The sequence below is a fragment of the Abyssisolibacter sp. ZYX002 genome (genome assembly GCF_056892235.1).
In genome coordinates this window covers 91,102-108,077 of the sequence record NZ_JARMXH010000005.1, presented here as the reverse complement: position 1 = coordinate 108,077, position 16,976 = coordinate 91,102, and the positions used below count along the sequence as shown (strand labels likewise).

Here is a 16,976-nt window from a genome sequence, read left to right as displayed (position 1 = left end):
TAGATGCTATTTGGAATCAATGGTAATTTTATTCCCGTCTATAAGTGATTTAATTCCTTCAATAATAATTGCATCATTATTATTTAGCCCATTAATCTTAGCATTTGTTTCATTTGTAGAAATTATTTTTACTGTTTTTTTATGTGCGATATTGTTTTTTGCAATAAAAACATAATCGTGACCATTAGATTTAATAGCTTTAATAGGTATCCAGATACCTTCTTCTTTACCAATAACTATATCAACATCAACGATAAATCCAATTTTAAAATTGTTATCTTCAAGAGCTAGTTCAATGTTGTATGTTCTTGTTTTTTCATCAGGTAAATCGCTTATATTAGTAACAGTTCCATTTACTTTAGTATCACCAGAAATAACTGTGGCATTATCACCTAGATTTATTTTAACTACGTCTTCTTGAGTTATACCGACATTAACGATTTTTTTATTGTTTCTAACTACTATTACAGGATAACCTGCACCTACTATTTCGCCTTGACTGAATAAGGTATTAACGACTATGCCATCTGAACTAGCTTTAAGTGTGGCATCTTTTAAGAGACTTTGCTTGTGATCAAAATCTACCTGTGCTTGGTTTTTAAGGTCGTTCGCTTGACTAAGTTCTGATTTTCTTAAATCTAATTGTAACTTTGCTTCTTCATATTTTTGCTTTGATACAGAATTCTTTTCATACATATTTTTAATTCTATTATGAGTATCACTTGCAAAATTATAAGCATCTTGTGCTTTAGTAAGCTGTGATTTTGCAGATGCTAGTTTTGATTTTGAAGCGTTGTAGGCAAAAGTTAAATCTTTAGTGTCAAGCTTAGCTAAAGTATCACCTTTTTTAATCTGTTGTCCTTTCTTAACGTATATATTGGATATCTTTCCTGAACTTTTAAATCCAAGTTTTTTAAGTTCATTGTAATTTACAGTTCCAATATAGCTAAGTTTCATTGGTTTTGTTTCGGTCTTAACTGTAACTGTTTTTACAGGTTTTGCATTTTGTATAACTCCATTATTGTCAGTTTCATTAGAGCATGATGTTAGAATAAATAGAATAGGTATATAGATTAATAGTTGCGATAATCTTTTCAATTTTTAGTACCTCCTTAAATAATTAATTAAATCTTTCTAGAAAACCATTAAAATAAAACTCATTAAACTCATTTAAAGCACCTTCAAATTCTGTAGTATCTTTGAATTCTTTATATATAGACATCAGACCTTCGATAAAACCTTTAGCGATAAGATAAGATATAAAATCGTGTTTCTTACTTATCTCTTCTTTATTACGGCTTAAAATATCAAGTAAAAAAAGCTTAGTTATATCTATTATTTTCTGCTTGACTATTTCATATTTAGTGCCATTACAGCATTCAGACAAAATTATAAGTTCATTTCCATGTATTTTACATAAATTGGATATAGAGTTTGTTATATGTTTTTGAAAATCAGCGAAGGTAAAACTGTCCCTTTCGTTACGCAAAGATTGATATTTTGAAATTAATGCGAATATTTCACAATACGCAGGTCTTACAATTTCCTCAAGCAGTTTCTCCTTATTTTCAAAATACCTGTAAATATTACCTTCTGATATTTTGGCTTTTTTAGCTATGTTTCTTATAGTAGATTTCTGGAATCCATGTTCTTTAAATTCCTTAATAGCTGAACTCATAATATTGTCTCTTATTTTGTTTTTTAGAATTTGCATAATAATAAACTCCTGTTCATTTTTAATCTTAACATAGTTATAACACTTTTCAGACAGTATTGTCAACCATATATATAAATAAACTAGGTTCAAATTACTAAAATGGGGTATTTAATAAATAATAGTTTATATAGATATATATGAAATGGTATAATATTCAAAAAAGGAGGACATATATATGTTTAAATGGAAAGATGAGTATAGTGTAAAAATTAGCTCCATTGACGAGCAGCACAAAAAATTATTATCTATAGGGGAAGAACTGTTTGATATAGTATCAGATTCTGGCAATATAGATTACTATGATGAAATAGTGGAAATATTAAAAAGGTTAGAGGATTATACGATTTATCACTTTCAGTTTGAAGAAGAGTTGATGGCAAAATATAATTATGATGATTTAGAAAGTCATAAAGAACAACATGCAAAATTTGTTAATAAAATTAAGAGCATTACAGACGATGCTGTTGATGAGTCTCAAAAATCTGTAACTATGGATATGATCATGTTTATAGCAGATTGGATAGAAAAACATATATTAAAAGTTGATCACAGGTATAAAGATATTGTTTTAGAAAAATAATGAGAGTGAGAGAGTATGAAATCATTTGTATTAAATAAATTCAAACTAAAGAGTCATATGGATATCAGGATACTTAGAGAAGATGATAATGATGTGGATATTATTATACCACTAGAAAAGAGTGTGTTGAACTTAACATTTGAAAACGCTCCAAAGTCATTAAGAGGGAGAATTCAGTTTACTGATGCAAAGAATATAATATTACGATTTTGCAAATCTGAGGAATATCAAGCATGTACAGTTCATGTATTAAAAAGCATAGATTTATTTTCAGCAGTAGCTAATTTCGAGCTAGACTACTCAAATATAAGTATTAACATATCAAATAGTATAGGGAGTACAGAAATGGTACTTTATAGCAATGAAGTTGTCAAATAAGATGCTCATACTATAAACCTTAACATATTAACAAAACATACATATAATATAAATTACAAGCAATAAATATTTTATTTTGGTAGGAAGGATAGGAGGTATTACATGGCTTGTATTGCAGCTTTTTTTGATATTGATGGAACCTTATATAGAAATTCACTTATGATACAGCATTTTAAAAAACTAATAAAGTACGAAGTAATAGAACCAAGTGAATGGTATGCTCATGTAAAAAATACCTACTCAAAATGGGAGAGTAGATACGGTGATTTTGAAGAATATTTAGAAGAATTAGCAACAGTTTATATAGATGCTTTAAAAGGAGTTAACAAAGAGCATATAGATTTTATAGCTAGTCAAGTAATTAAAATTAATGGGGATAAGGTATATAAATATGCTAGAAGTAGAATTGAGTGGCATAAAAAGAGAAAGCATAAAGTGTTCTTTATATCAGGAAGTCCAGATTTTTTAGTAGATAAAATGGGTAAAAAGTATGGAGTTACTGAATGTAAGGGTAGTAAATATGTAGTTGATAAAAACAATAATTTTACAGGAGAAATTATAAGGATGTGGGATTCAGTCAACAAACAAAAAACACTCGATGCACTAGTAAATAAATATAGTATAAAACTAGATAGTAGTTATTCCTATGGTGATACCACTGGCGATATTTCAATGCTAAAAATGGTTGGGAACCCTATAGCTATCAATCCCAATAAAGAACTCCTATTTTATATTAAAAATGATACAGAGCTATATGAAAAGATTCAGATAATAGTTGAAAGAAAAGATATAATTTATAAGTTAAATGCGAATGTACAAACTATAGACTAAAGATGAGGTGTTTAAGTTATGAAAGCATTATTTTTAGATAGAGATGGAGTTATAAATGACAACAAAAGACCAGTGAATAAACCAGAAGATTTCATTATTTTTGATGGAGTAGAAAGAGGTCTTAAAAAGGCAATAGATGCAGGTTATGAGATATTTGTTGTTACAAATCAAGGGGGAATAGAACTAGGTTTTATCACACATGAAGAGTTAAAATTAATACACGAGTACATGCAAGAAAAACTAAAAGAAGCTTGTATATTTAAAGAAATAATATATTGTCCAGATTACCATAAAAAATCAGACTACAGAAAGCCAGCACCAGGGATGTTATTGGAATTGCGAGACAAATATATGGTAGACATGGATAAAAGCTGGATGATAGGAGATAATGAAACAGATGCAGAGGCAGGGATAGCTGCTGGCTGTCGAACAGCTAAAGTAGGGGAAAAAAGTAAAATAGCTGATATAACAGGAGAGAATTTAGAAGACGTAATAGACATGATTTTAAAAATAGATAAACAATAAAGTTTTATTGGATCGAATACTAAAAAACAAATTTACTTAAAGGGGGAAAAAAATGAAACTGAGAACAAGGTTAATATTTATGAATTTAGGTATAATTGTAATCATATCAGGTATACTCTCATGGTATATGTTAAGAACATCGTCTGACATTATTGAAAACAGCAGTTTAGATAAGATAAAATTCCAAACAGAAAATGTTTCAACTCAGATGAAGAGTGTGTTAGATGAAGCTGCAAAAGATACTAAGTCAATTGCAAAGATACTAACTACGATGAAACAAAATTCCATAACAGATAGGAATGCTGTAATAAAAATACTTAAAGAAACTATCAGGGACAATGAAAATTATGTTTATACATGGGTTGTTTGGGAACCAAATGCATTTGATGGACAAGACCTTAATAGGATAAATTCCCAAGGAAGTGATAAGGCTGGTAGATTTACGCCAGCTTGGGGTAGAGATAATGGAAAACTTATATTAAAGGCTTGCGACGGTGTGGAAAATAAAGATTACTATAGAATTCCTAAGAAGACTAAAAAGAGATTTATAACAGATCCAACTGAATATGAATTAGGAAATGAAAAAATATTATCCATAACTTTTGCAGAGCCAATAATAATTAATGGTAGAGTTGTAGGAGTAGCGGGAGTAGACATATCTCTAGATCAATTAGCTCAAATTAATAATAGTGTAGAACTTTATGATACAGGGTATGGAGTGTTATATAACAATAATGGTATAGTGCTCGCTCATAAAGATGCAAATATGGTTAATACAGTTAGCAATGAAATTAGTTTAAATAAGAGCTCATACCTAGACAATATCAAAAATGGTAAGGGTTTCAATAACTTTGATGACGAAAATGATGGGATATATAGGATATATACTCCTATCAAATTTAAAGATTATGGTATAAACTGGTCTTATTCAACTGTAGTACCTGCTAGTGAATTGATGAATGAGTTAAATAATATGGGCAATAAACATACAATTATATCTATTTTCGCTATATTATTAATGGGTGGAGTATTATATTATAATAGTAAATATGTAGTTAGCTCAATCAAATCATTGTCAAATGGATTACAAAAAATGTCTGAATACGATTTGAGTTTTGAAGATAAAAAAGTAATGAGCTATCAAAAAAGAAAAGATGAAACAGGTGACATAGCCAATAATATGGTGAAGTTAAAAGAAAACTTTACATCTTTACTTAAAGAGGTTCAAGATGTAACAACTCAGGTATCTGCATCATCAGAGGAGTTGACAGCAACTTCAGCTCAATCAAGTTTGAGCTCCGAGGAAATTGCAAGAAGTATTCAGGAGCTTGCTAGTGGAGCATCTGATCAAGCAAGAGATACAGAAGAGGGAGCTAACAAAATACAAGAGCTAGGAGAAATGATTAAATTAAACCACGTTCTAATGGAGAATGTAAATAATGAATCTGACAGTGTATCAGAATTAGTAGATGAAGGTTTGAAAATTGTATCTGATTTAACAGACAAAACTCAAAAAAGTGGAGAGGCTGCTGAGAACATATTCGAAGTAATAGTAAAAACTAATGAGAGCTCTAAAAAGATTGGAAATGCAAGTGAGGTTATAGCCGCGATAGCAGAACAGACAAATTTACTTGCTCTAAATGCAGCTATAGAAGCAGCACGTGCGGGAGATGCAGGTAAGGGCTTTGCGGTGGTTGCAGAAGAAGTTAGAAAACTTGCAGAACAATCTACTAAATCAACCAAAGAAATAGATATTATAGTTAATGAATTAATAGCGAATTCTGATTCAGCTGTAGAGAAGATGAAAGAAGTTGAGGTAATAGTAGGAAAGCAGGTTGAAAGTGTTGTAGATGTAGAGCATAGTTATGAGGGTATAGCAAGAGCAATGAATAAATCAAAAGAAGCTATAAGGAACATGGATGCATCAGTTCAAGATATGGAAGCTATGAAAGCAAATATACTGGATATAATACAAGCATTGTCAGCCATTGCAGAGGAAAATGCAGCTAGTACACAGGAAGCTAGTGCTTCAACAGAGCAGCAGTTAGCGTCAATACAACAAGTTGCAAGTGCGAGTGAGAGCTTATCGCAGTTAGCTCAAAATTTACAGGATCAGATAATAAAGTTTAAGTTATAATCAAAGTCAAAAAATAAAAGAAGAAAGCACCCTTTGTTATATTATGAGTTTGCAAAAACAAAAATAATAAAAAGAAAGGTGCTTTTTTTGTATAATAGTCAATTTAGTGAGGTTGAAGGACAGCCATCTGTTAGACATGCATAATTTACAAATTTTACAAAAAATTAATAATTTTACATATTCATTTGTTATATAATATTGTTATGGTAATTTATTGAATAAATAAAAAAGTGAGGTAGATTTATGAAAAATAAAATTTTAAAATCTTTATTAGTATTAACGTTGATATTTTCTTTAATTGTACCAATTAATAATTCATTTACTACAACAACGCCTCAAAGAGATCCAATTTATGTTATTAGTGATGCAAAAGTTTTATTTTCTAAAGATGATACAAGTGTACGATTCAAGGAACGAGCTGAGGCCGTAAATATATCTAAAGAAAATGTTTCAAATCTTTCTACAACTAATTTGTTAGAGTTGATTATGGAATATCCTTTTTTGGGAAATATTTTTGCATATGACGATTGTAATACAGGCTTAGATTCACTTATAAATATTTTTGAACCATTAAATGTTTTCATTGATAGACCGGATGCGGTTTCAGTGTTAGAGGCAAAATATACTAGAATAAAAGAATCGGATGATAAATTTATAGAAAGAACTTTCCTTGAAACATTAGGTAATAGAATAGGCTACAAATATACAGATAAAGGTTATACGGCAAGAGCAGTAACCACCTATGTTACTACACCTAAAGGAAGCAAGGTAGAAGTATTTATTAGGGGAGAAGAATTGACAGCTAGGCAAAAAGCAGAGATCAATAATTACTATGATAAAAAATTCCCGTTCGCTAAAAGATTATCAGGTGCAACAACAAATTATAATTGTCACTCATATGCATGGCATAATCAAAGTACTTCAAATATATATTGGATGAATAAACCTACTACCTATTATACAGATGGAAGTTATAGTTTGTCATCTACTAGTTCTGGTAGTACTGGTGATAAAGCTACTTATATGCCACATAATACTATAATAGCTATACCAGAACATTCAGCTATAGTTAGTGGAAGTTTATTTATATCAAAATGGGGTCAAGCAGGATTATATAGACATAGTCCTAAAGATTCACCTTATGACTCTGATTATATTTATTATTTTAACTAATAACTTAAACTCAATCTACGTATTATGTATGAACCAATAAATTGCCATATATTGAACTGCTTCTTGTCAAGTGGACAGGGGCATAATAAAAGTATTTATATCTCCAATCATGTATTCTTGTGCTTGGAGATATTTTATTTTTACTCAATAATACAGCAACTCAAGAAGAAAGTTTAAATATCTGTCTAACAGGCTTAAACTACTCTTAGGTTAACATGAGGGATGTAACATTTATTTTTTAATTACAAAGCCTAGGTTATAAAATGCAAAACTATATAAAATCGGCATATGCAACATATACTATATAAAGGCTAAGGTTTTAATAAATTTTAAAATACCCTTGACAACTATTGTTAGATTAATATATACTATACTCTAAGTAAATATGACATGCTATGACTAGGCAGTAATAGAAGAATTGAAGATATACAGAGAAATAATCATGAGCTGAGAGATTATTATTGGAGTCTTTTATGAAAATCACCTATGAGCTTAAGGTTTGAAATAATAGTAAAACTTTACGTAGAGATACGTTAAAATGTAATGAGTGATAGGAATCATTTGTTTTCCTATAATTTGGGTGGTAACGCGTACAATCGTCCCTAAGTCTTTTGACTTGGGGATTTTTTAATAGATTTTATGTTAATAATAAGTGAAAGAGAGGATGAAAAGTATGGATAAATTTAAACAATTATCAAAGCTATCTGTCAAAGAAGCAGAAAAAAATATTTCAGAATATTGGAATGACATAGATATACTAAAGAAGAGTATAGATATCAGGAAAGACGACGATTCATTTGTATTCTTTGAAGGGCCTCCTACAGCTAATGGTAAACCAGGAATACATCATGTTATATCAAGAACATTGAAGGATTCTATCTGTAGATATATGACAATGAAAGGATATCAAGTAAAGAGAAAAGCAGGTTGGGACACTCATGGATTACCTGTTGAAATAGAGGTTGAAAAGCAGTTAAATTTATCTAGTAAGCAAGACATAGAAGAATACGGAATAGCACAGTTCAATGAAAAATGTAGGGAATCAGTGTTCAAATATGAAGGTTTATGGAGAGATATGACTAAGCGTATGGCTTACGAAGTTGATTTAGATAACCCATATATAACGCTTGATAACAACTATATAGAGTCTGTTTGGTGGATTTTAAACAAGTTCTTTAAAGAAGATTATATATATGAAGGACATAAAATATTACCATATTGCCCAAGATGCGGAACTGGGCTAGCCTCTCATGAAGTTGCACAAGGATATGAGGAAATAAAGACCAACACAGTAATAGTTAAGTTCAAAGTCAAAGATGCTGATGAATATTTCTTAGTTTGGACTACTACACCTTGGACATTAGCTTCAAACGTTGCACTAACAGTAAATCCAGACGAAACGTATGTTAAAGTAAGAGTAGAAGATGAGATTTATTATGTAGAAAAAAATCTTTGTAGTAAAGTAGTTGGTGATGACTATGAGATTATCAAAGAACTTAAAGGTAAAGAGTTAGAATACATGGAATACGAGCAATTGATGCCATTTGTTAAGGCAGATAAAAAAGCATTTTTTGTTACGGTAGCAGATTATGTAACTACTGAGGATGGAACAGGAATAGTTCATACAGCCCCAGCATTTGGAGAAGATGACTATAATACTGGTAAAAGATACAATCTACCAGTACTTCAACCAGTAGATGAGACTGGTAAATATATAGAGACTCCTTGGAAGGGTCAATTCGTAATGGATGCTGATATTGATATTATAAAATGGTTACATGCAGAAGGTAAATTATATAAAAAAGAAAAAATAGCACATAATTATCCACATTGTTGGAGATGTAAAACTCCACTATTATATTACGCGAAGCCTAGTTGGTATATAGAAATTACTAGACTAAAAGAAAAACTTATAGAAAACAACAATTCAGTTGAGTGGTATCCAGATTATGTTGGAGAAAAGAGATTCGGTAACTGGCTAGAAAATTTAAATGATTGGGCTATATCAAGAAGTAGATATTGGGGAACACCATTAAATATATGGCGTTGCGAATGTGGACATTTAGCAAGCGTAGGTTCAAGAAAAGAGCTAGTGGAAAGAGCAATAGAAGATATAGATGAAAATGTAGAACTACACAGACCTCATGTTGATAACATTCATTTAAAATGTGAGAAATGTGGAGAAGCAATGACTAGAGTTAAAGACGTTATAGACTGTTGGTTTGATAGTGGGTCAATGCCTTTTGCACAACATCATTATCCATTTGAAAACAAAGAAAACTTTGATCAATTATTCCCAGCTGATTTCATCTGTGAAGGTATAGATCAGACAAGAGGATGGTTCTACTCTTTACTTGCTATATCAACATTTGTAACAGGAAAGTCACCATATAAGAGAGTGTTGGTTAATGATTTGATATTAGATAAAAAAGGCAAGAAGATGTCAAAATCTAAAGGAAATACAGTAGACCCATTTGAATTATTTGATCAATATGGAGCAGATGCACTTAGATGGTATTTACTATATGTATCTCCAGCTTGGACACCTACAAAATTCGATGAAGAAGGGCTTAAAGAGGTATTAAGCAAATTCTTTGGAACAATTAAAAACGTATACAATTTCTTTGTACTATATGCTAATACAGACAATGTAAATCCAACAGAGTTTTATATAAAGCCAGAAGATAGGCCAGAACTTGATAGATGGGTGTTATCTAAATACAATGCATTGTTAAAAGAAGTAGAAAAAGAACTTAGCGTATATGATTTAACAAAAGCAGTTAGAAGGATACAAGATTTTGTAAACGAAGATTTATCAAACTGGTATATAAGACGTTCAAGGAGAAGATTCTGGGATACTGAGCTATCAGATGACAAAAAAGCAGTATACAATACAACTTATGAGCTATTAGTTGGATTATCACAGATAGTAGCACCATTTGCTCCATATATATCAGAAGAGATGTACAGAAACTTAACAGGAGAAGAGTCAGTTCATTTGAGTGATTATCCTGTGATTAATGAGAGCTTAATAGATAAGCATATAGAAGAAAAAATGGATTTAGTAAGAGATTTAGTAAAATTGGGTAGAGCTTCAAGAGAAGCTGTTAAAATTAAAGTACGTCAGCCTATACAAAAGGTTTTAATAGATGGAAAATATCAAGAATTAATAGATGATTTGGTGCCATTGATAAAAGAAGAGCTAAATGTAAAAGATGTTGTATTCGAAAGTGATTTAAGTAAATACATGAACTTTAGCTTAAAACCAAATTTTAGAGTTCTAGGTCCTATATTAGGTTCAAAAATAAAAGAGTTTGGCAAGGCACTTTCAGAACTTGATAGCTCAGATGCTGTAGCAAAATTAGAGAAGGGTGAAACTATAAAAGTAAATCTTTCAGGTGAAGCATTTGAGTTTGATAAAGAGAAAGTATTGATAAACATTAATTCAAAAGAAGGATTTACAGTTTCGATGGAAAACAACTTGTTTGTTATACTTGATACAACACTAACAGAAGATTTGTTAAACGAAGGATATGTTAGAGAGTTCGTATCAAAAGTACAACAAATGAGAAAGAGTAATCAATACGAAATGATGGATAACATAGTTATATATTATGAATCAGACGAAGTTATAGAAAAAGCAGTAGATAACTATGGCGATTATATCAAGAGTGAGACACTTGCAGTAGATATTAAACAGGTTAAAAAAGATGATATGACAAAGCAAGACTTAAATGGACATGAGGCTTATATAGCATTAGAAAGAGTTAAATAGTAAAACTAATATGGAGTTAGTCTAAAACTTATAGACTGACTCCTTTTTTGTAAACAATTTTTAACATATAGAGAAAAATTGATAAAAACTACTTATTTACAGGGCTAGAATATTAATTTCGTTGTCAAGATATAAGATAAAACGATGTAGAATTATAATAATAGAGGAAATTATATGTATCTATAGAATATATCTAGTAGAAAGGGTGATTGATTATGGAATATCTTTGGGAGGATTCAGTTATATTCATGGGAACTCAAGACATGGATTCAACACATGAATTCTATTCTAAAAACTTAGGGTTTTCTTCGTACGAAGAGAACGGTGAAAGCAAAATATATAATATGCCTGGAGGCTGTAAATTAGCTTTCTCAAGTAAAATTAAGATGCAAAGAGATTTTAAAAATCCAATAATATCTTTAACAACTCCTTATGTAGACTCGCTATACACAAAATTCAAGCAAGAGGGAGTATGCATAAAAAATAAACCTAAATACAATAGCAGCTCAAGAAAATATTACTTTCATATGATAGACCCAAACGGTTACATAATTGAAATACAAAAGAAAAAATCAAAGATATAATATAAACAAACAATAACATAAAGCAAAAAGATTAATAAACTAAAACTAGACAAAAAAACAAGTGCAAAAAACAAGCAAATATCATTGCTTGTTTTTAAGTTTTAAAAGATCTTTTTTGGGTAATATAGTAATAGGGAATGTTATAAATCATATAAAGGAGGTTTGAAGATGGACAAAATAGTAGGAAACATAGCTCCAGACTTCATGCTAAAAACAGCACTAGGAGATGGAAGTGGTTTTGGAGAGGTTTCATTAGAAAACTATAAAGGAAAGTGGTTAGTATTATTCTTTTATCCACTAGATTTTACATTTATTTGACCGACAGAGATCACTGGCTTCAGTGAAAAATACAATGAGTTTAAAAGTTTGAATGCGGAAGTACTGGCAGTAAGTGTGGACAGTGAGCATTCACATAAAGCATGGATAAATGGAGATCTAGGCAAGATAAACTTTCCGCTTGCATCAGATATGACAAAAGAGATTGCTAGAAAATATGGAGTGCTAGATGAAAAACTAGGGATAGCACTAAGAGGATTATTTATTATATCTCCAGAGGGACATGTAAAGTATTCGGTAGTACATGATTTAGGAATAGGAAGAAGTGTTGGAGAAACAATGAGAGTTTTAAAAGCATTACAGACTGGAGGATTGTGTCCAATAGACTGGAATGAAGGAGATGAGTTATTATAGAGTATACTCTGTTTATCTGTAATAATATATAAGGAAATACAAGAACGACCTACATGATATGCTATGTAGGTCGTTTCAAGCTGAAGACAAAAGCCTAATTTCTGCGCTCATTTACCTTTAAGTAAAGCCGCTATTTAATTTTAACACGCTTTGATTTGTACTCTTACTTACAGTCTGTTATCGATCTGATTTTATTTAAATTATAATTCTTAACCGTTCTAATAGTAAAATCACACAATTCCTTTCTGTAGTTACCCGTTAAAAGGTTATTGTTCTTATTAATATAAAAATTATATAAATCATCAATTAAATCTCTATCTGATTTATCAGTAAAATATGCTTTACAAGCTGTATATACATCATCTTTCTTTATACTCATAAGACCATAAGCTAAGCACGTGCATCTGATAACTTCCCAAGCGTTCTTTATTTGGGTTATGCCACCACTTAATTTTTCATAGTCAGAAACAGTATCTTTTATTTTAATAGTAGAATCATATATCCTTTTCATACGAATCGGAACAAAATGTTTTGGTTTTATTCTAGTATAAAAATCTGTAACATCTTGCCCATACAGTACATTATGATGTGCAATACTATCAAAAGCATATAACCATAGTTTTGGATATCCATTTGGTACATTGTCAACAGTCCATTCATCTAATGTCCTATTTTTACATTTGTTTAGAGTCTGAATATCTTGCCATTGTATATCATAAACAAGTGGTTTTCTAGGATATTCTCTTTTAGGAAGATCATTTGCTACATCAACAATTATATCTTCAATGAGTTTTTTAATATTAAATGTTATATTATTACCAAATGTTGTAATAGTTATATCAATATCACTAGAATCTGCAATGAAATCTCCTCTAATTATGCTTCCGTCTATAATTATACTAGCGATGTTATATTTTATTTGAGAATCAACATATAATAGTTTATCTCTTAATAGCAGTATGTTTTGAAAAATCTTGTTTTCAATCATAAATTATTATCCTCTTTTACTCAGGAATATAAGGATTAGTGTCTTGTAATAATCTCATTTCTCTAATTATAAAGATAGCAGTAATAATACAGGAAAATACATCTGAAAAAGGTACTGCAATCCATATGCCTTTAAATCCCCAAATAGTTGGAAACAGTAGTAAAGAAGGTATCAACAATATTACTTGTCTAGTAGTGCTTAAAAAGATAGAGTGTTTTGGTTTACCAATAGCCTGAAAATAATTAGAGCTTATAATCTGAAAACCTATTAAAGGAAGCATCAACATATATATCTTAATATATTTAGCTCCTATATCAATCATATTTGTATCAGTTTTATTAAATAGTAAGAATAGCTCTCTAGGGAAAAATTGAATTAAAAGAAAACCAACTAAGACTATACTTGTAGCTACTATAACAGCGTAGCTATAAGCTTTCTTTACTCTTTTGTATTGTTTAGCTCCATAATTATAACCTATTATAGGTTGTGCTCCTTGATTAATACCGAAAATAGGCATTAAAATAAACATAACAATACTACTCATTATACCAAGAGCAGCTATAGCAGAATCACTGTTATTACCACCATAAGTTTTTATACTATAGTTAAATAACCCTGTTACAACACTAGAAGCAACTTGTATAGCAAAAGGAGCTGAGCCTAGAGAAAAAATCTTCAAAACCACTTTTGATTTTAGAGACATAGTACTTATGTGAAACTTAAGTAGACTTTTACCAGAAACAAAATATTTCATAACCCATAAAGCAGAAACCAACTGACCTATTATTGTTGCATATGCAGCACCTTTAATTCCTAGGCTTAGATGTCTTATGAAAATATAATCCAGAATGATATTAGTGATTGCACCTATTAACATAGTGGAGGCAGCCAATCTAGGATTACCTTCTCCTCTAATAAAGTTATTTAATCCAAAGCCTATAAATTGAAAAATAGTACCATATAGTATAATAGTTATATACTGTTTTGCATAAGGCATTACTTTATCACTTACATTAAAAAACATTAATATATCTTTGTATGTTAGAAGACCAATAATCATAATACATACTGAGAATATAATTAATAAAACAAAAGAATTACCAAGTATTCTTTCAGCTTCTTCTTTTTTTTGTTCACCTAACTTAATAGATACAAGTGCAGTACCACCAAAGCCAACCAACATACTGAAAGCCATCATTATAATCATGATAGGAAAACAAAGTGTAATTCCTGTGATAGCATCACTATTAACATAGTTACCCACAAAATAACGGTCAATAACATTGTAAAGTGCATTAACTATCATACCAATAACTGCTGGAGTAGAGAATTTAAGTAGTAGCTTCCCCACACTTTCTTTTGCTAAAAGTTCTGTTCTGTCCATGTATTCACCTCATTAAATTTGTATATTGGAGTTATAATATTATTTAGTTATATGTAAAAAAATATACGAAAGTATATTTTTATTCCCGGAATATTTTTTAAATTTAGAAAAGAGGAGAGTAATATTTGTTAACGTTAAAATAATCACGGTTAATATAAAATTAAAATATATATACTCTTGAATAAACATTATACATGAATATATATATTATATCAAGACATAGAAGATAATATAATTTTGGTGTATAATATTAAGTAAAATCAAAATAGAAAGGGAAAAGTATAGCAAGTTGATATTATGCTATGTGAGGTGATAATATGTTTAAGGTAGAAAAACCAGAGTTTAAAGATAAAAAATCATTTTACAATTTCTTAAATATTAAGTTAACAGGAATAATATGCGAAGAAAGTGACTGGCTTGCAAATTTGTCAAATGCAGCAGCTTTACTAGGTGTATTGTTGGACGACATTAATTGGGCAGGATTTTATTTGTATAAAAAAGATGAATTGATATTAGGTCCATTCCAAGGTAAACCAGCATGTACACATATTAAATTAGGAAAAGGCGTTTGTGGAACATCAGCAATTAAGAAAGAAACTATAATAGTTAAAAATGTACACGAATTTGAGGGACATATTGCTTGTGATAGCGCATCAAAATCAGAGATAGTAGTTCCTATAGTCAAAGATGATAAATTAATTGGAGTACTTGACATAGACAGTCCTATATATAATAGGTTCGAGGAAAAAGACCGAGAGTACTTAGAGAAATTTGTAGCAATATTAAATAAATATATGAAATGGGAAGATATAAATTAATAAGAATCCAAAATTTTGTGTGAGTAATTGCACAAAATTTTTTATTATAGAAAAGCATGTAAAAAACGAGACAATATTACTTAAAATTAACAAATATGTATAAAAAGCAACAAAAAAATTAACATTTATTAACAAACTTGAAAATAGAATGGTAACCCGTTATAATGGACTTAAGCAAAAATTCTAAATATTTAGAATTTTATAAATAAGAGCTTAATGAATTAGACATAAGAAATAAAACAAAGAAAGGAGGGGAATGAATGAAAAAAATAGTGGGGTTACTTTTAGTTTTATCACTTATGCTTAGTTTTGCAGGCATAGCTTATGCAGAAGGATTTGAAACTACAGATAAACATGAGCATAATTACAAGGTAGTAAAAGACTATAAATATTGGAAGTACACTGGAAACGAAAAAAAAGAATATATTTCAGATGCAGCATATAAAGTGTACAAAGAATATGAAGAATGGCGTTATACTAAAAAAGTATGTTCATGTGGTGCGTCAAATGTAGTAAAATCGCCTACAGGTAAAACCGAATGGAGATACGTTGAAACTATATACGAATAATATCAGGTGAAGAGGGGTTAGAAGATTAGGTTGTTATAGCCCCTTTTGGCTAAAACAATTAGATAAAGTTAAAATGTTGTGTATTAGAAGGTTTATTGCTATTTATGAGACAATATCAGCCTTTTTATAACATATAGATACATGAGTCTAGCATAATTTAATATAATTTGCCTTTTTGTCTCATAAATAGTATAATATTACTAATGAGAAGTTATCTAACGTAGTTTGTGTACATACGGCAAAATAGATGATGGTGTTGGCACATAAGCTTTATTTTAGTTAACTTGATAAGTTAAACAAAATAAAAGGAGGAAAAAGTGTTATGAAAAAAACGGTATCAATTATTTTGGTGGCAGCATTAGTTTTAGGGTTAGCAGGATTGGCTTTTGCAAAAGTTGGTGATAAAGAATGCAATCATGATTTTAAAGTAGTGAAACATGTAAAAAGATTTAAAGTTATTGATCGCAAAACAGAAGTGACATATCCTGGCCCAGTTTTAAAATACTATGAATTAAGACAACACTATGAACTAAGAAGAGAAGAGTGCAAATATTGTGATTCATATAGAGAATACTATACAGTTAAACGCGAAGAATGGGTATGCACAGGTTCAGATCACTAAGTTGTTGCATGGAAATTAATCTATATTAAGTACCAATATGCTAATAAACACCCTCTCCTTATTAAAGTTTCTACTATAAAGAGAGGGTATTAACTTGTATTATATAAAATAATTATAATACTACTTCAGCTGTAGACAAAAGCGCAATTTTCGCTCGGTCCTAAAATTATCGTTGTTCACTTATCTCTAGTAAGCTCTGTTACTC

General features: G+C 30.0%; 16 protein-coding genes and 1 other annotated feature. Of the genes, 12 read left to right on the top strand and 4 right to left on the bottom strand.

Annotation, left to right across the window (positions count from 1 at the left end; all coding sequences use genetic code 11):
* Positions 1-6: 6 nt before the first annotated feature.
* Together P3X86_RS14990 and P3X86_RS14985 are read right to left on the bottom strand one after the other, a co-directional pair.
* The gene (locus tag P3X86_RS14990) at positions 7-1,098 is read right to left on the bottom strand and encodes an efflux RND transporter periplasmic adaptor subunit (RefSeq protein ID WP_483293524.1); all 1,092 of its coding nucleotides are present in this window, start codon (positions 1,096-1,098) and stop codon (positions 7-9) included.
* A 22-nt stretch (positions 1,099-1,120) separates the two neighbouring features.
* Positions 1,121-1,714 (bottom strand): TetR/AcrR family transcriptional regulator, encoded by a 594-nt coding sequence (locus P3X86_RS14985; RefSeq protein ID WP_483293523.1) that lies wholly within the window; start codon positions 1,712-1,714, stop codon positions 1,121-1,123.
* A gap of 178 nt (positions 1,715-1,892) precedes the next feature.
* Here P3X86_RS14985 and P3X86_RS14980 point away from each other — a divergent pair, with 178 nt between their 5' ends.
* From P3X86_RS14980 to P3X86_RS14940, 9 genes are all read left to right on the top strand, one after another.
* On the top strand, positions 1,893-2,297 hold the full coding sequence (locus P3X86_RS14980) for a bacteriohemerythrin (protein WP_483293522.1): 405 nt from the start codon (positions 1,893-1,895) through the stop codon (positions 2,295-2,297).
* A gap of 15 nt (positions 2,298-2,312) precedes the next feature.
* Positions 2,313-2,675 (top strand): hypothetical protein, encoded by a 363-nt coding sequence (locus tag P3X86_RS14975; protein ID WP_483293521.1) that lies wholly within the window; start codon positions 2,313-2,315, stop codon positions 2,673-2,675.
* A 102-nt stretch (positions 2,676-2,777) separates the two neighbouring features.
* Positions 2,778-3,506, top strand: coding sequence for an HAD family hydrolase (locus P3X86_RS14970; protein ID WP_483293520.1), 729 nt, complete (start codon positions 2,778-2,780; stop codon positions 3,504-3,506).
* 18 nt (positions 3,507-3,524) lie between these two features.
* Positions 3,525-4,031 (top strand): D-glycero-alpha-D-manno-heptose-1,7-bisphosphate 7-phosphatase, encoded by a 507-nt coding sequence (locus P3X86_RS14965; protein ID WP_483293519.1) that lies wholly within the window; start codon positions 3,525-3,527, stop codon positions 4,029-4,031.
* Positions 4,032-4,083: 52 nt separating this feature from the next.
* The gene (locus P3X86_RS14960) at positions 4,084-6,168 is read left to right on the top strand and encodes a methyl-accepting chemotaxis protein (protein ID WP_483293518.1); all 2,085 of its coding nucleotides are present in this window, start codon (positions 4,084-4,086) and stop codon (positions 6,166-6,168) included.
* A 243-nt stretch (positions 6,169-6,411) separates the two neighbouring features.
* Positions 6,412-7,341, top strand: coding sequence for a hypothetical protein (locus tag P3X86_RS14955; RefSeq protein WP_483293517.1), 930 nt, complete (start codon positions 6,412-6,414; stop codon positions 7,339-7,341).
* Between the two features lie 386 nt (positions 7,342-7,727).
* Positions 7,728-7,948, top strand: a binding site (T-box leader).
* A 66-nt stretch (positions 7,949-8,014) separates the two neighbouring features.
* Complete coding sequence (gene ileS / locus P3X86_RS14950) at positions 8,015-11,116, top strand: isoleucine--tRNA ligase (RefSeq protein ID WP_483293516.1); 3,102 nt, start codon at positions 8,015-8,017, stop codon at positions 11,114-11,116.
* A gap of 215 nt (positions 11,117-11,331) precedes the next feature.
* Positions 11,332-11,700 carry a VOC family protein gene (locus tag P3X86_RS14945; protein WP_483293515.1) on the top strand — a complete coding sequence of 123 codons (369 nt, stop codon included), beginning with the start codon at positions 11,332-11,334 and terminating at the stop codon, positions 11,698-11,700.
* Positions 11,701-11,868: 168 nt separating this feature from the next.
* Positions 11,869-12,390, top strand: a complete 522-nt coding sequence (locus P3X86_RS14940; protein WP_483293514.1) for a peroxiredoxin — start codon at positions 11,869-11,871, stop codon at positions 12,388-12,390.
* A 163-nt stretch (positions 12,391-12,553) separates the two neighbouring features.
* On the opposite strand, the gene P3X86_RS14935 is transcribed toward P3X86_RS14940, so the two are convergent.
* Positions 12,554-13,378: a hypothetical protein gene (locus tag P3X86_RS14935; protein ID WP_483293513.1), complete on the bottom strand. Its 825-nt coding sequence runs from the start codon at positions 13,376-13,378 to the stop codon at positions 12,554-12,556.
* A gap of 16 nt (positions 13,379-13,394) precedes the next feature.
* The gene (locus tag P3X86_RS14930; RefSeq protein ID WP_483293512.1) at positions 13,395-14,762 is read right to left on the bottom strand and encodes an MATE family efflux transporter; all 1,368 of its coding nucleotides are present in this window, start codon (positions 14,760-14,762) and stop codon (positions 13,395-13,397) included.
* Positions 14,763-15,079: 317 nt separating this feature from the next.
* Between P3X86_RS14930 and P3X86_RS14925 the strand changes: the two genes are divergently transcribed.
* From P3X86_RS14925 to P3X86_RS14915, 3 genes are all read left to right on the top strand, one after another.
* The gene (locus P3X86_RS14925) at positions 15,080-15,580 is read left to right on the top strand and encodes a GAF domain-containing protein (RefSeq protein ID WP_483293511.1); all 501 of its coding nucleotides are present in this window, start codon (positions 15,080-15,082) and stop codon (positions 15,578-15,580) included.
* A 260-nt stretch (positions 15,581-15,840) separates the two neighbouring features.
* Positions 15,841-16,149, top strand: a complete 309-nt coding sequence (locus P3X86_RS14920) for a hypothetical protein (RefSeq protein WP_483293510.1) — start codon at positions 15,841-15,843, stop codon at positions 16,147-16,149.
* A gap of 322 nt (positions 16,150-16,471) precedes the next feature.
* Positions 16,472-16,771: a hypothetical protein gene (locus P3X86_RS14915; RefSeq protein WP_483293509.1), complete on the top strand. Its 300-nt coding sequence runs from the start codon at positions 16,472-16,474 to the stop codon at positions 16,769-16,771.
* Positions 16,772-16,976 lie beyond the last annotated feature (205 nt).

Excerpts from the sequence above, each read along its gene's own strand:
- P3X86_RS14985 (WP_483293523.1), bottom strand. The coding sequence starts at position 1,714 with ATGCAAATTCTAAAAAACAAAATAAGAGACAATATTATGAGTTCAGCT.
- P3X86_RS14980 (WP_483293522.1), top strand. The coding sequence starts at position 1,893 with ATGTTTAAATGGAAAGATGAGTATAGTGTAAAAATTAGCTCCATTGAC.
- P3X86_RS14975 (WP_483293521.1), top strand. The coding sequence starts at position 2,313 with ATGAAATCATTTGTATTAAATAAATTCAAACTAAAGAGTCATATGGAT.
- P3X86_RS14970 (WP_483293520.1), top strand. The coding sequence starts at position 2,778 with ATGGCTTGTATTGCAGCTTTTTTTGATATTGATGGAACCTTATATAGA.
- P3X86_RS14965 (WP_483293519.1), top strand. The coding sequence starts at position 3,525 with ATGAAAGCATTATTTTTAGATAGAGATGGAGTTATAAATGACAACAAA.
- P3X86_RS14960 (WP_483293518.1), top strand. The coding sequence starts at position 4,084 with ATGAAACTGAGAACAAGGTTAATATTTATGAATTTAGGTATAATTGTA.
- P3X86_RS14955 (WP_483293517.1), top strand. The coding sequence starts at position 6,412 with ATGAAAAATAAAATTTTAAAATCTTTATTAGTATTAACGTTGATATTT.
- ileS (WP_483293516.1), top strand. The coding sequence starts at position 8,015 with ATGGATAAATTTAAACAATTATCAAAGCTATCTGTCAAAGAAGCAGAA.
- P3X86_RS14945 (WP_483293515.1), top strand. The coding sequence starts at position 11,332 with ATGGAATATCTTTGGGAGGATTCAGTTATATTCATGGGAACTCAAGAC.
- P3X86_RS14935 (WP_483293513.1), bottom strand. The coding sequence starts at position 13,378 with ATGATTGAAAACAAGATTTTTCAAAACATACTGCTATTAAGAGATAAA.
- P3X86_RS14930 (WP_483293512.1), bottom strand. The coding sequence starts at position 14,762 with ATGGACAGAACAGAACTTTTAGCAAAAGAAAGTGTGGGGAAGCTACTA.
- P3X86_RS14925 (WP_483293511.1), top strand. The coding sequence starts at position 15,080 with ATGTTTAAGGTAGAAAAACCAGAGTTTAAAGATAAAAAATCATTTTAC.
- P3X86_RS14920 (WP_483293510.1), top strand. The coding sequence starts at position 15,841 with ATGAAAAAAATAGTGGGGTTACTTTTAGTTTTATCACTTATGCTTAGT.
- P3X86_RS14915 (WP_483293509.1), top strand. The coding sequence starts at position 16,472 with ATGAAAAAAACGGTATCAATTATTTTGGTGGCAGCATTAGTTTTAGGG.